Here is a 13,951-nt window from a genome sequence, read left to right on the forward strand (position 1 = left end):
TGGCGGCATGCGCAGCGCGGCGGCGATATCGGCCGCTATTTCTTCTGGCGGGATTCCCGGATCTTCAGGAGCCGGTCGAGCTCTTCGTTCTGCTGGCTGATCCGGTCGGCGATGCGCGACTCGTTCTGCTCGCCCGAGGCGGCCGCGGCCTGCTCGATGAGCTGGCGGATATTGTCCTCGAGGATCGCGATGCGGTCGTTGAGTGCGTCGAGGGAGAGAGAGTCTTCGTAGTCGTTGCTCATGATGCGCGTCTCGCCATTCAATCAGGAGCCGTAGGGTGGGCCAAGCGAAGCGGGCCCACCATGATCTAACGCAAGGAAAAGGTGGGCACGGCGCTTACGCGCCTTTGCCCACCTACGAGAGCCTACTTCAGCGGCTCCAGGATGGAGACATAGTTGGCGACCGCAGCCCCGCCCATGTTGAAGATGCCACCGAGCTTGGCGTTCTTGAGCTGCATGCCCTCGGGGGCCTGCCCCGCGAGCTGCATCGCGGTCATCACATGCATCGAGACGCCGGTAGCGCCGATCGGATGGCCCTTGGCTTTCAGGCCGCCGGAGGGATTGACCGGCAGCTTGCCGTCCTTGAGCGTCCAGCCTTCCTTGATGGCGCGGGCGCCCTGCCCCTTCGGCGTCAGACCCATCGCTTCGTACTCGATCAGCTCGGCGACAGTGAAGCAGTCATGGGTCTCGACGAAGGAGAGATCGGACAGCGTCACGCCGGCCTTTTCAAGGGCGCGCTGCCAGGCGACCGTGCAGCCCTCGAACTGGAGGATGTCGCGCTTGCTCATCGGCAGGAAGTCCTGGGCGTGCGCGGTGGCGCGGAAGCCGATCGACTTGCTCATGCCTTTGGCAGTCTCGGCATCGGCCAGCACCAGCGCTGCGGCGCCATCGGAGACCAGCGAGCAATCGGTGCGCTTCAAGGGGCCGGCGACGTAAGGGTTCTTCTCGCTCTCGGCGCGGCAGAAGTCGAAGCCAAAGTCCTTGCGCATCTGGGCGAAGGGATTGGCGACGCCGTTCTTGTGGTTCTTGGCCGCGATCAGCGCCAGCGCATCGGACTGGTCGCCGTATTTCTGGAAATAGGAACTGGCGATCTTGCCGAACACGCCGGCGAAGCCGCCGACGGTGTCGCCGTCCTCGGGCAGGTAGGACGCCTTGAGCAGGTTCTTGCCGATCTCGGCGCTAGGGGTGCGCGTCATCTGTTCGACGCCGACGACCAGCACGATCTTGGCGGCCCCTGCGGCAATCGCGCGCAGGCCCTGGTGAACGGCGGCGGAGCCGGTGGCGCAGGCGTTCTCGACGCGGGTCGCCGGCTTGAAGCGCAGCTTCGGGTCGGCCTGGAGCACCAGCGAGGCAGTAAAGTCCTGCGGGGAGAAGCCGGCGTTGAAATGGCCGAGCACGATCTCGTCGACGTCGCCGGCCGAAATGCCGGCATCCGCCAGTGCTTCATTGGCCACGCGGGTGACGAGGCTTTCGACGGTTTCGGTGTCGAACTTGCCGAACGGCGTATGCGCCCATCCGACGATGCTGGCGGTCATGATGTTCTCTCCCTGGGGATCTCTTCCTGAGCTAAGTCTTAGCCCAGAGATGGCAAGACTTCACGCGGCTTTCAGGGCCTGGACGGTGCGCTGGCAGATGGCAGTTATGCCGGCCCAGTTCCCGGCTCGGATCTCCGCCGTCGGGCACAGCCAGGAGCCGCCGACCGCAACCACGTTGGGCTCCGCCAGCCAGCTCGCCGCATTGGTCTCGCCGACGCCACCGGTGGGGCAGAACCGCACGTTCGGGAACGGCCCGCCGAGGGCGCGCAGGCCCTTGATGCCCCCGGCCTGCTCGGCCGGGAAGAATTTTGCGACGTCGAAGCCGTAGGACAGCGCCATCATCAGCTCGGAGGCCGTGGCAATGCCCGGCGCGAACGGCAAGGAGCTGTGGGTTGCGGCCTTGAGCAGATCGGGTGTCAGGCCCGGGCTGATCCCGAACGCGACGCCGAGCTTCTCGACACGGGTGAAGTCGGCCGGATTGAGAATCGTGCCGATGCCGACGACCGCCTCGGGTACCTCGGCCATCATCGCCCTCGCGGCTTCGATCGCGACGGGGGTGCGCAGGGTCACCTCCAGCGTGCGGACGCCGCCGGCAACCAGCGCACGGGCCAGCGGCACCGCATCCTGGATGCGCTCGATGGTGAGGACGGGAATGACGGTCGCCGTCTTGAACAGCGAGACGAGGTGATTTTGTTGGGCAGTCGTGGTCATAGGTCTCGATTCATTTGGTCCCGGTTTACTTGGTGGCCTGGCGAGAGGCCGCCGGCCGGTGCCGCTTCTTCGGGGGCATGGCATAGCCCGGAATGATGGCGCCGGGATAGCAGATCACGAGGCTGGCGAGGCGATGTCCGGCCTGGGCCGCCTCGACCGGATCGGAACCGGCGAGGCGCGCCGCGATATAGGCCGCGGCGAAGCTGTCGCCGGCGGCGGTGGTGTCGACGACCGGTTTCGTCATGGGTTCGGCGCGAACCTCGCTGGTCCCGCCGGGAAAGCGCAGCAGGCTGACGGGCTCGGTAAGCCGGAACACCAGCTCCGGGCTCAGGATGCGCGCCATCAGCTGGTCGTGGCGCTCGCCGGGATAGAGCGCGAGCAGGTCCTCGGTCGAGGTCAGCACGATGTCGGCGATCGCGAAGGCTGCGGCAAAGACCTCGCGGGCGACATCGCGATCCGGCCAGCCGCGTGCGCGAAAGTTGGTGTCGAACACGAAGCGGGTGCCGAGCAGGCGCGCGCGCTTGATCGCGGCGAACAGGCGCTCGCGCCCGGACGCATCGTAGATCGAGAGCGTGATGGCAGAGAGATAGACGATGTCGTAGCTCATCAGCGAATTGAGGATCTCGTCCGTTTCCGGCAGGCTCATCAGCTGCCGCGCCGCCGCGCTGTCACGCCAGTGGAAGAACTGGCGCTCGCCCTTCGCATCCAGCTGGATCATGTAGAGGCCGGGCAGCTTGCCCACCAGCCGCACGACACGCCGCGTGCCGACGCCTTCCGCATTCCAGGCCGCGATCATCTCATCGCTGAGACCGTCATCGCCCAGCGCGGTGAGATAGTCGACCTTGACGTCGAGCCGCGCCAGATAGACGGCGGTATTGAGGGTATCACCGCCGAAGCCGCGTGAATACAGGCCGCCCCCCTGCCCGGCAGACGCGCCTCCTTGCGCCTGCCTGAGCTCGACCATGCATTCGCCAATGCAGGCAACGCTCGCCATCACTAGGGCCTGCTCAGTCAGAGGTCTCAGGCGACGAAATTGCCGCCGAGCTCGTCTTCGATGTGGATGCGGATGATGTCGTCGAAAGTCTTCTCGGCCGTGGTGAAGCCGAGCTCGCGCGCACGCTTTGGATCGAAATTGCGCGGCCAGCCGCCGACGATGCCGACGATGAAGGGATCCGGCTCGCGCTTGATGCGGGCGGCAACCTTCTCGCCGGCGACGCGTTTCAAGGCCGCGATCTGCTCGCCGACCGTCGCCGACAGGCCCGGCATGGTCAAATTGCGGCGCGGGCCGACGGTGGCGAGGTCCATGGTGCCGGCGTGCAACAGGAAGCCGACGGCCGAGCGCGGCGTGGCGTGCCAGTGGCGGACGTCCTCGGACACCGGCAGGATCGCTTCCTTGCCGGCGAGCGGCTCGCGCAGGATGTTGGAGAAGAAGCCCGATGCCGCCTTGTTGGGCAGGCCCGGCCGGATGCAGATGGTCGGCAGGCGGATGCCGATGCCGTCGAGGAAGCCGCGGCGCGAATAATCGGCGAGCAGGAGTTCGCCGATCGCCTTCTGGGTGCCGTAGCTGAGCAGCGGGGTGTGGAAGAACTCGTCGCCGATCGCATCCGGAAACGGGGCACCGAACACCGCGATCGAGGACGTGAAGACGACGCGCGGCTTGTAGCCGCCGCCGACGAGCCTGATCGCGTCGAGCAGCATCCGCGTGCCGTCGAGATTGATCCGATAGCCCTTGTCGAAATCCAGCTCGGCCTCGCCCGAGACGATCGCAGCAAGATGGAAGATCACGTCGGGGCGGCCGGCGATCAGCTTCTCGGCCGCGCCCGGCACGGCGAAATCGCCCGACACGGTCTCGACCGGGAAACCGGACTTTTCCGGCTTCTTCGGTTCGACCACGTCGTGCATGGTCAATCTCGTGATGTCGCTCTTGCCGAGCCGGCCGTCGCGCAACAGCCGTTCACAGAGTTTGCGGCCGACCATGCCGGCGGCGCCCAGAACCAGAATGTGCAAGAGCCTACTCCTTCTTATTGGCTGGAGCGCACCGCTCCTGATGCGCCCTCGGCAAGCCCCGCGATCATTCCTTCACGGCGCCGGTCATCGCCGACACATAATGCTCCACGAAGAAGGCGTAAAGGATCACGAGCGGCAGCGAGCCGGCCAGGGCTCCGGCCATCAGCGACCCCCAGCGGTAGATGTCACCGTCCACGAACTCGTTGACGATCGCGACCGGCACCGTCTTGTTGCTGGTCGACTGCAGGAAGGTCAACGCATAGATGAACTCGTTCCAGCATAGCGTGAAGCAGAAGATGAAGGCCGAGATCAGGCCGGGAATCGCGAGCGGCACCACGATCTTGACCAGGATCTGCCAGCGGCTCGCCCCGTCGATCAGCGCGCACTCCTCGAGCTCGAACGGGATGGTCTTGAAATAGCCCATCAACAGCCAGGTCGAGAACGGGATCAGGATCGTCGGATAGGTCAGGATCAGCGCCAGCGGCGAGTCGAACAGACCGTACTGGTACACGACGGTGGCGAGCGGGATGAACAGGATCGACGGCGGCACGAGATAGGCGAGGAAGATCAGCCCACCGACGAGATTGGCGCCCTTGTAGCGCAACCGCACGATGGCGTAGGCCGCGAACACCGATGCGACGATCGAGAGCACCGTGGCGCAGATCGCCACGTACATCGTGTTCCAGAGCCAATGCGGATAGTAGCTCTCGAACAGCAGCTTGTGGAAGTGCTTGAACGTCGGATTCCAGGTCCAGAACGGATTGTACTTGTCGAGATCGAGCAGCTGCTCGTCCGGCTTCACCGAGGTCAGCGCCATCCAGTAGAACGGGAACAGCAGGACCACGACGATGATCGTGAGCGGCAGATAGAGCGTCACGAGCCTGCGCGGCACCGACTGCAGGTAGCTCATGCCCTCGCTGTTGTCGACGCGCGACGGCGCCGATATGACGGCCTTGAGATCGACTTTCGAGGCAGGAAGATCAGTCATTGCTCTCTCCCTGCTGCCACTTGCGGCGCTGCAGGCCGAACCAGGACACCATGATCGCAGCGAGCAGGAACGGGATCATGGCGCTGGAGATCGCCGCGCCCTCGCCGAGCTGCCCGGCGATGATCGCCCGCTGATAGGACAGCGTGGCCATCAGGTGGGTGGCATTGACCGGGCCGCCACGCGTCATCGCCCAGATCAGCTGAAAGTCGGTGAAGGTGAAGAGCACGGAGAAGGTCATCACGACGGCGATGATCGGAGTCAGCAGCGGATAAGTGATGTAGCGGAAATTCTGCCACCGCGTGGCGCCGTCGAGCGTTGCCGCTTCATAGAGCGAGGGCGAGACGGTTTGCAGGCCCGCGAGCAGCGTGATCGCCACGAACGGAACGCCGCGCCAGACATTGGCGAAGATCACGCAGATCCGCGCCCAGGTGGTGTCGCCGAGGAAATTGATGTTCTGGCTGATCAGGCCGAGGTGTTTCAGCGACCAGGAGATGATCGAGAATTGCGAGTCGAAGATCCACCAGAAGGCGAGTGCCGAGAGCACGGTCGGAACGATGAAGGGGATGAGCACCATCGCGCGCAGCATCGCCTTGAAGGGCATGTGCTCGTTGAGCAGCAGCGCGAGATAGAGTCCGATCGCGAATTTGAAGGCACTGGCGACGAAGGTGTAGAGCAGCGTATTGAATACGGACAGCCAGAAGATGGAGTCGTCCCAGAGCCACTCGTAGTTCTCGGTGGCGATGAACTGCCCGACCCTGCCGATGCGCGTGTCCGTGAACGACAGCCAGATGCCCAGCCCGAGCGGATAGGCCAGGAAGAAGATCAGGAACGCCATGGCCGGCACCATGAACCAGAAGCCGAGCCAGTTGCGATTGTATTTAAGCTGGGTCCAGGCGCTCGCCTCGCTCATCTGAGGCTTGGCCCGGGGAATTGCGACATCAGCCATGCCCGATATCCCTGATCGAAATGTTGACGAGCGGGCGGCCGGACGGCCGCCCGCTCCGTGACCGTCAGCGATAGATGCGCTTCAGCTGGCGCTCGGCGTCCGCCATCGCGCCCTTCGTATCCTTGGCGCCGGTGCAGTAGTTGGCGAACATGTCGACGACGATGAAATCGGCGATTGCGGTCGCCGCCTTCTCGCCGACCGTGCCGATGCCGGACGCCGGCAGCGTGCGCTTGGAGGCCTGCGAGAACACGGTGTTCTTGGGATCCGCCGTCCAGATCGGCGCCGTCTCATAGGCGTTCAAGGTCTGGGTCAGGTAGCCCTGCGCGCCATCCAGCCACTTCTCGTAATTCTCCTTCTCCAGCATGAAGGCGACGAAGGCCTTCGCCGCATTCGGATACTTGGTGAAGTTGAAGGCGAGGATCGGAAGCGCCAGCTGCAGTTCGGTCGGCTTGCCGATCGGACCGACCGGCCAGAGCGCGTGATAGGTGTCCGCGGCAAGCTCTTTCTTGCTCGCGTCGGTCTTGGCGGCCACGTAGATCGAGATGCCGTTCGCCGTGCAATAGAGCTCTCCGGCGAGGAATGCCTTGTTGTTGGAGGAGTCGTTCCACGACGCCGTGCCCGGGATGAAGTTCTCGTACAGCGCCTTGCAGTACTCCAGCGCCTTGGCCGTCTCCGGCGAATTGATGATGATCTTGTCGTTCTGGTCGACCGTGTAGGCGCCGTGCCCCCACAGCACCCAGTGCAGCCACGAATTGCCATCGCCCGATGCATGCCCGAGCGCGAAGCCGGCCGGCGTATTGTTGGCCTTCAGGGCCTTGCACACTTCGAGGAAGCCGGGGAAATCCTTCGGGAATTCCTTGAAGCCAGCCTTATCGAGCGCCGACTTGCGATAGTTCATGTAGCCGCCGTTGGTCGCGACGGGAATACCGAGCCAGTCGTTGCCGAGCTTGCAGGTCTTGGCGGCCGCATCGGTCCAGCCGCCATATTTCTTGCCGAGATAATCGGCGACGTCGTTCATCTTCAGCACTTTGGTGGGGAAGAGCTGCGGCAGCGTGTGCAGGCCCCAGGCGAGATCGAGCCCGGAGCCGGTATTGGCCGCGACCGAGGCCTTCGGCTGCACGTCCTCGAAGGATTCGCTGAACACGTTCATCTCGGTGCCGGTGGCAGCCTTGAACGCAGCCACCATCGCGTTGAATGCATCGTCCTCGGCCGGCACGAAGCGCTTCCAGCGCATCACGGTCAGCTTGGCGCCGGGCTCGGCCTTCCAGGGCGCGCTCTGCGCCCAGGCCTTGGCGAAGTCGAATAGCGCCGGCCCGGTCAGCATGCCGGTCGCAGCCAATGCCGTTCCGCCCTGAAGCAGAGTCCGGCGGGTAAAGTCTTGCATGTTGTCCTCCCTGTGATGCTTTTTTTCGTCTTATGCTTCGTGGTCTGTTGCGCTAGGCGTTCATGCGTTTGCCCGTCGCATCGTCGAACAGATGAACCAGCGACGGGTCGGGCTTCAGCCGCACCTTGTCGCCCGGGTTGAACTGGTGACGCTCGCGGAAGACCGCGACGACCTGTTCGCCGCCGACCTTGGCGAACACCTGCGTCTCCGAGCCGGTCGGCTCGACCACGATGATCTCTGCCTCGGCGCCGTCATCGGCGATGGTGAAGTGCTCCGGCCGCACGCCGTAGACTGCGGGCCGGCCGTCGGAGCCAGCCGGCGCGGTCTTGAGCGGCAGCTTGACGCCGTTCGGCCCCTCGAAGGTGGCAACGCCGTTGACGCGAACATGACCCTTGAGGAAGTTCATCGCGGGCGAGCCGATGAAGCCCGCGACGAACTGGTTGTCGGGCTTATCGTAAAGCTCGAGCGGCGTGCCCATCTGCTCGACGATGCCGTCATGCATGACGACGATCTTGTCGGCCATGGTCATGGCCTCGATCTGGTCGTGGGTGACGTAGACGGTCGTCGTCTTCAACCGCTGGTGCAGCTCCTTGATCTCGGTGCGCATCGCGACGCGCAGCTTGGCATCGAGGTTCGACAGCGGCTCGTCGAACAGGAAGACCTGCGGATCGCGCACGATGGCGCGGCCCATGGCGACGCGCTGGCGCTGGCCGCCGGAGAGCTGGCGCGGGTAGCGGTCGAGCAGCGGCGACAGCGCGAGGATCTCGGCGGCGCGCTTGACGCGCTTGTTGATCTCGTCCGAGCCGGCATTGCGCAGCTTCAGCGAGAAGCCCATGTTCTCGGCCACCGTCATGTGCGGATAGAGCGCGTAGTTCTGGAACACCATCGCAATGTCCCGCTCCTTGGGCTGGACATTGTTGACGACGCGGTCGCCGATCGAGATCGTGCCGGAGGTGATGTTCTCGAGACCGGCGAGCATGCGCAGAAGCGTCGACTTGCCACAGCCGGAGGGGCCAACCAGGACGACGAACTGGCCATCCTCGATCGGAATCGTCACGCCGTGCAGGACTTCAAAATTGCCGAACGATTTCCGCACGTCGCGGATTTGCACAGACGACATCTAGCTCCCTCCTCGAAAGTCCACGACGCCTCTCGCGCCGCGACCGTCTTGTTTTTTCAGACTTCACCGAACGAAGCCCGATCTTAGCGGGCGACATTGTCGGTAGTTTGTGCGGTTTTGGCAATTTGTCTTTGGTTAGTCGTTGCTGGTAGCGCTGTCAACGTTCCTTTGTTTGCAGGACTGACTGTGTTAAGAGCAGCAAATGGGTCGAAAACGCACCAAGTCAGGCAAAATCCGGCTGGCCGAAGTCGCCGAGCTCGCCGGCGTCAGCCCGATTACCGCGTCCCGCTTCTTTCGCAATCCGGAGGCCCTGTCGGTCGCCAAGCGGACGCGGGTCGAGAGCGCCGCCAAGGAGCTCGGCTATGTGCCCAACCTTGCCGCACGCGCGCTGGCCTCGCAACGCACCGAAGTGATCGGTGTATTGATCCCCTCCCTCACCAATAACGTGTTCTCGGACGTGCTGCGCGGCATCTATGACGCGTCAGAGGGCAGCCGTTACTCGATCCAGTTGTCCAACACGCGCTACAGCATTCTCCAGGAAGAGAAGTTGCTGCGCCTGTTTCTGGCGCAGAAGCCGGCCGGGCTGATCGTCACCGGTATCGACCAGACCGCCGAGTCCCGCGCGATGCTGGAGGCCGCGGACTGCCCGATCGTGCAGATCATGGAGATCGGGCCGGATCCGGTCGACATGATGATCGGCTTTTCGCACTATGATGCAGCCCGCGCGGCGGTTGCGCACCTGTTCGAGCAAGGTCACCGCAGGATCGGCTTCGTCGGTGCGCGCATGGACCCGCGGGTGCAGCGGCGGCTGGACGGATATGTCTCGGCCATGACGGACGCCGGACTGTTCGAGCAGCGCCTCGTCGTCACGACGGCCACGCCGACTTCGGTGACGCTCGGCGGAGCCCTGTTCACCGATCTCCTGGCGCGGGAGCCCGACATCGATGCGGTGTTCTGCGCCAATGACGACCTCGCGCTCGGCGTGCTGTTCGAATGCCGGCGCCGGGAGATCGCAGTCCCCGGGCAGATCGCGATCGTCGGCTTCAACGACCTCGAATTCATGGCCTCCGCCGTCCCTACCCTCACCAGCATCCGCACCAACCGCTACGAGATGGGAAAGACGGCTGCCACCATGCTGATCAACGCGATCGAAGGGCGACGCCCTGAGCAGCCGGTGCTCGATCTCGGCTTCAAGGTGATCGAGCGTCAAAGCTCGTTGGCACGACGTTCGGACAGCAGGTCAGCCGTTTCCGGCGCGGGTGCAGTGAACAAAATGATAGCGTTACCAAGTAGCCACGACTAGTATTCGGACTCGTGAGGAAACGACCCGCCAGCCGGGAAGGCAGATCATCGCTCGCGCCGTTAGGCATCGCACATGCCGACACCATGAGACGGACGCCAGTGCGTTTGCATTGCAGGAGAAACCAATGACAAAGAAACCAACCAATGGGCATGCCGCGGGCAGCAGCAACGGTTCTCGCCGCCACCTTCGCTCGCAGGAATGGTTCAACAACCCGCACAATCCGGGCATGACCGCGCTCTACATGGAGCGGTACCTGAACTACGGCCTCACCCGTGCCGAGTTGCAGTCGGGCAAGCCGATCATCGGCATCGCCCAGACCGGCAACGATCTCTCCCCCTGCAACCGCCACCACATCGAGCTCGCCCATCGCGTCCGCGAGGGCATCCGCGAAGCCGGCGGCATCGCGATGGAATTCCCGACCCACCCGATCCAGGAGACCGGCAAGCGCCCGACCGCCGCGCTCGACCGCAACCTCGCCTATCTCGGCCTGGTCGAGGTCCTCTACGGCTATCCGCTCGACGGAGTCGTGCTCACCACCGGCTGCGACAAGACCACGCCGGCCTGCATGATGGCGGCGGCCACCGTGAACCTGCCCGCGATCGTGCTGTCGGGCGGCCCGATGCTGAACGGCTGGCACAATGGCGAGCGCACCGGCTCCGGCACCATCGTATGGAAATCGCGCGAGCGGCTCGCGGCCGGCGAGATCGACTATGAAGAGTTCATGGAGATCGTGGCCTCCTCGGCGCCCTCGGTCGGCCATTGCAACACGATGGGCACCGCCTCGACCATGAACGGGCTTGCCGAAGCGCTCGGCTTCTCGCTGCCGGGCTGCGCGGCGATCCCCGCCCCCTATCGCGAGCGCGGCCAGATCGCCTACGAGACCGGAAAACGCATCGTCGAGATGGTCTGGGAGGACCTCAAGCCCTCGGATATCCTGACCCGCAAGGCGTTCGAGAACTGCATCGTGATCAATTCGGCCATCGGCGGCTCGACCAACGCGCCGATCCATATCAACGCCCTGGCCCGCCACATCGGCGTCGAGCTCTCGATCGAGGACTGGCAGAAAGTCGGCCACGACGTTCCCCTGCTCGTCAACATGCAGCCGGCCGGCTTCTATCTCGGCGAGGAATTCCACCGCGCCGGCGGCGTGCCGGCGGTGGTGCGCGAGCTGATGAAGCACAAGCGCATTCATGAGGATGCGGTCACGGTCAACGGCCGCGGCATCGGCGAGAACTGCAAGAATGCGCCGGAGCCCGACAACGACGTGATCTGGGCTTACGACAAGCCGCTGGTGAAGGATGCCGGCTTCCTGGTGCTGAAGGGCAACCTGTTCGATTCCGCGATCATGAAGACCAGCGTGATCTCCAAGGAATTCCGCGACCGCTACCTCAGCAACCCGAAGGACCTCAACGCCTTCGAGGGGCGCGCCGTCGTGTTCGAGGGCCCGGAGGATTATCACGAGCGGATCGATGATCCCTCACTCGACATCGACGAGCGCTGTGTGCTGTTCATCCGTGGCACCGGGCCGATCGGCTATCCCGGTGGCGCCGAGGTCGTGAACATGCAGCCGCCCGCAGCACTGATCAAACGCGGCATCCTGTCCCTGCCCTGCATCGGCGACGGCCGCCAGTCCGGCACCTCGGGCTCGCCCTCCATCCTCAATGCTTCGCCGGAAGCCGCCGCCAATGGCGGTCTTGCGATCCTGAAGACCGGAGACAAGGTGCGTATCGACCTCAACAAGGGCAGCGCCAACATCATGATCTCGGACGAGGAGCTGAAGAAGCGCCATGCCGAGCTCAGGGCCAATGGCGGTTTCAAGCATCCGCCGAACCAGACGCCGTGGCAGGAGATCTACCGCAACACCGTCGGCCAGCAGTCGACCGGTGCCTGCATGGAGCTTGCCATACGTTATCAGAACGTCGCCGGCACGTTTGGCGTGGCGCGGGACAACCACTAGGAAGACTGTCATTCCGGGATTCGCTGCAAGGCGCAGGCCCGGAATCCATATTCCCGATCGTGGTTATGGATTCCGGGCTCGCGACTGCGTCGCGCCCCGGAATGACGAGCGACAATTCAAAGGAGAACAACATGGCAGACCGCCTCAAGGGCAAGCGCGCCGTCGTCACGGCTGCTGCGGCAGGCATCGGGCGCGCATGCGCCATCGCATTCGCGCGCGAAGGCGCAACCGTGATCGCCACCGACATCAACGAGGCCGGAATCGCGAGCCTGACCAAGGAAGGCATCGCCGAGGTCGCCAGGCTCGACGTCCGTAACACCGCCGACGTCAACGCCTTTGCCAAGCGCGTCGGCAAGATCGACATTCTGCTCAACGCGGCGGGCTTCGTGCACCACGGCACCATCCTGGAATGCTCGGAAGAGGATTTCGACTTTTCGTTCGACCTCAACGTCAAATCGATGCACCGGACCATCAAGGCCTTCCTGCCCGACATGCTCGCGGGCGGCGGCGGCAGCATCGTCAACATCTCCTCCTGCGCGGCGCTGCGGCCGCCTGCCAATCGCTACGTCTACAGCTCGTCGAAAGCGGCGGTATCGCTGCTGACGCGCGCGGTCGCGCTCGACTTCATCACCAAGGGCATCCGCTGCAACTCGATCTGCCCCGGTACCGTCGAGACCCCTTCGATGCTCGACCGTGCCGCCGCGCAAGGACCGCAGGGCAAGGAGATGTTCATCTCTCGCCAGAAGATGGGCCGGCTCGGCACCGCCGAGGAGATCGCATCCATGGCGGTCTATCTCGGCAGCGACGAGAGCGCCTTCACCACCGGCGTCGATCTGGTCGTCGACGGCGGCTACATGCTCTGACGCTCGGGAGCAGATCTTATGAACAAGATCGATCTCAACGGCCGTATCGCCATCGTCACGGGCGGCGCGCAGGGCTTTGGCCGCGCCATCACCGAGCGCTTCGTCGCCTCCGGCGCCAAGGTCGCGATCTGGGATTTCGACGCGGCACTCGCCGAGAAGACGGCGAAGGAGATCGGCGGCGAGACCAAGGTCTTCAAGGTCGACGTCACCGACACCGCAGCCGTCGAGCAGGCGCGCGACGCCACGCTCGCCGCCTTCGGCAAGGTCGACATCCTCGTCAACAATGCCGGCATCGCTGGCGTCAACAAGCCGGTCTGGGAGACTGATCTCGAGGAATGGCGCAAGGTACTGCGCATCAACCTCGACGGTCCCTTCATCTGCTGCAAGGCCATCGTGCCCATTATGCTCAAGCAGAAATACGGGCGCATCGTGAACATCGCCTCGATCGCCGGCAAGGAAGGCAATCCCAACGCCTCGCACTATTCGGCGTCCAAGGCCGGACTGATCGCGCTGACGAAATCGCTCGGCAAGGAGCTCGCCGCGCACGACATTCTCGTCAACGCGGTGACGCCGGCAGCGGCGAAGACCGCGATCTTCGACCAGATGACGCAGCAGCACATCGACTTCATGCTGTCGAAAATCCCGAAAGCGCGGTTCGTGCTGGTGGAAGAGCTCGCCGCGATGGTGGCCTGGCTCGCATCCGAGGATTGCGCGTTCTCGACCGGCGCGGTGTTCGACATCTCCGGTGGACGCGCGACCTATTGAGGAGCGCCATGATCCGGGAAGGTGGCTGCCGGTGCGGCGCGTGCGGTTCAAGGCGGAGGACGAGCCGCTCAACGTCCGCATCTGCCATTGCAATGAGGAGAGCTTGATGGAGTTTTATTGGGAAGCCAAGGACGACAAGTGGTTCCTGCGTCCCGCCGTCGAGGCGCCAGAGCAGGCTCCCATCACCGTCGAGCAGGAGGACTGGTATTGGCTCGTGAAGATCGGCGGTCGTCCTCTCAATTTCCGCTTCACCGGTCTGATAGGAGCGAGGCAAAGCGCTTGGGAGTACGTCAAGCGCTACAGTCACATGCGCTATGGCATCAAGTCGGTCACGCTGCGGTCGATCGAGGAGCCTGCGCGATCCGTTTCATGA

At 64.1% G+C, this 13,951-nt stretch carries 14 protein-coding genes; 5 read left to right on the forward strand and 9 right to left on the reverse strand.

Annotated elements, in window-relative coordinates:
* Nucleotides 1-35: 35 nt before the first annotated feature.
* From EDE08_RS25840 to EDE08_RS25880, 9 genes are all read right to left on the reverse strand, one after another.
* Nucleotides 36-242, reverse strand: coding sequence for a hypothetical protein (locus EDE08_RS25840; RefSeq protein ID WP_061876799.1), 207 nt, complete (start codon nucleotides 240-242; stop codon nucleotides 36-38).
* 122 nt (nucleotides 243-364) lie between these two features.
* A complete protein-coding gene (locus EDE08_RS25845; protein WP_131871428.1) occupies nucleotides 365-1,534 on the reverse strand; it encodes an acetyl-CoA acetyltransferase in 1,170 nt (389 codons plus the stop codon).
* A 60-nt stretch (nucleotides 1,535-1,594) separates the two neighbouring features.
* Nucleotides 1,595-2,245 carry a bifunctional 4-hydroxy-2-oxoglutarate aldolase/2-dehydro-3-deoxy-phosphogluconate aldolase gene (gene eda, locus EDE08_RS25850; protein WP_165936156.1) on the reverse strand — a complete coding sequence of 217 codons (651 nt, stop codon included), beginning with the start codon at nucleotides 2,243-2,245 and terminating at the stop codon, nucleotides 1,595-1,597.
* Between the two features lie 25 nt (nucleotides 2,246-2,270).
* Nucleotides 2,271-3,239: a sugar kinase gene (locus EDE08_RS25855; RefSeq protein WP_131871426.1), complete on the reverse strand. Its 969-nt coding sequence runs from the start codon at nucleotides 3,237-3,239 to the stop codon at nucleotides 2,271-2,273.
* A 26-nt stretch (nucleotides 3,240-3,265) separates the two neighbouring features.
* Nucleotides 3,266-4,252, reverse strand: coding sequence for a D-erythronate dehydrogenase (gene denD, locus EDE08_RS25860; protein WP_131871425.1), 987 nt, complete (start codon nucleotides 4,250-4,252; stop codon nucleotides 3,266-3,268).
* A gap of 64 nt (nucleotides 4,253-4,316) precedes the next feature.
* The gene (locus EDE08_RS25865) at nucleotides 4,317-5,240 is read right to left on the reverse strand and encodes a carbohydrate ABC transporter permease (RefSeq protein ID WP_028179112.1); all 924 of its coding nucleotides are present in this window, start codon (nucleotides 5,238-5,240) and stop codon (nucleotides 4,317-4,319) included.
* Entirely contained in the window at nucleotides 5,233-6,150 is a 918-nt protein-coding gene (locus tag EDE08_RS25870) for a carbohydrate ABC transporter permease (protein ID WP_207913090.1), read from the reverse strand. The genes EDE08_RS25865 and EDE08_RS25870 overlap by 8 nt, the downstream gene beginning before the upstream one ends.
* Nucleotides 6,151-6,250: 100 nt before the next feature.
* Nucleotides 6,251-7,570 carry an ABC transporter substrate-binding protein gene (locus EDE08_RS25875; RefSeq protein ID WP_131871423.1) on the reverse strand — a complete coding sequence of 440 codons (1,320 nt, stop codon included), beginning with the start codon at nucleotides 7,568-7,570 and terminating at the stop codon, nucleotides 6,251-6,253.
* A 52-nt stretch (nucleotides 7,571-7,622) separates the two neighbouring features.
* Nucleotides 7,623-8,690 carry an ABC transporter ATP-binding protein gene (locus EDE08_RS25880; protein WP_061876807.1) on the reverse strand — a complete coding sequence of 356 codons (1,068 nt, stop codon included), beginning with the start codon at nucleotides 8,688-8,690 and terminating at the stop codon, nucleotides 7,623-7,625.
* A 202-nt stretch (nucleotides 8,691-8,892) separates the two neighbouring features.
* Between EDE08_RS25880 and gntR the strand changes: the two genes are divergently transcribed.
* The 5 genes from gntR to EDE08_RS38615 all read left to right on the forward strand — a co-directional run bounded on the left by gntR (nucleotide 8,893) and on the right by EDE08_RS38615 (nucleotide 13,951).
* Complete coding sequence (gntR, locus tag EDE08_RS25885; RefSeq protein ID WP_131871422.1) at nucleotides 8,893-9,993, forward strand: HTH-type transcriptional regulator GntR; 1,101 nt, start codon at nucleotides 8,893-8,895, stop codon at nucleotides 9,991-9,993.
* Nucleotides 9,994-10,117: 124 nt separating this feature from the next.
* Nucleotides 10,118-11,950: an IlvD/Edd family dehydratase gene (locus tag EDE08_RS25890; RefSeq protein WP_131871421.1), complete on the forward strand. Its 1,833-nt coding sequence runs from the start codon at nucleotides 10,118-10,120 to the stop codon at nucleotides 11,948-11,950.
* Between the two features lie 131 nt (nucleotides 11,951-12,081).
* Nucleotides 12,082-12,813, forward strand: coding sequence for an SDR family oxidoreductase (locus EDE08_RS25895; protein WP_131871420.1), 732 nt, complete (start codon nucleotides 12,082-12,084; stop codon nucleotides 12,811-12,813).
* 18 nt (nucleotides 12,814-12,831) lie between these two features.
* Nucleotides 12,832-13,578, forward strand: a complete 747-nt coding sequence (locus tag EDE08_RS25900; RefSeq protein ID WP_131871419.1) for an SDR family NAD(P)-dependent oxidoreductase — start codon at nucleotides 12,832-12,834, stop codon at nucleotides 13,576-13,578.
* Nucleotides 13,579-13,684: 106 nt separating this feature from the next.
* A complete protein-coding gene (locus EDE08_RS38615; protein WP_165936155.1) occupies nucleotides 13,685-13,951 on the forward strand; it encodes a hypothetical protein in 267 nt (88 codons plus the stop codon).

This window comes from Bradyrhizobium sp. R2.2-H (genome assembly GCF_004346455.1).
In the GTDB taxonomy this organism is placed as follows: domain Bacteria; phylum Pseudomonadota; class Alphaproteobacteria; order Rhizobiales; family Xanthobacteraceae; genus Bradyrhizobium; species Bradyrhizobium diversitatis.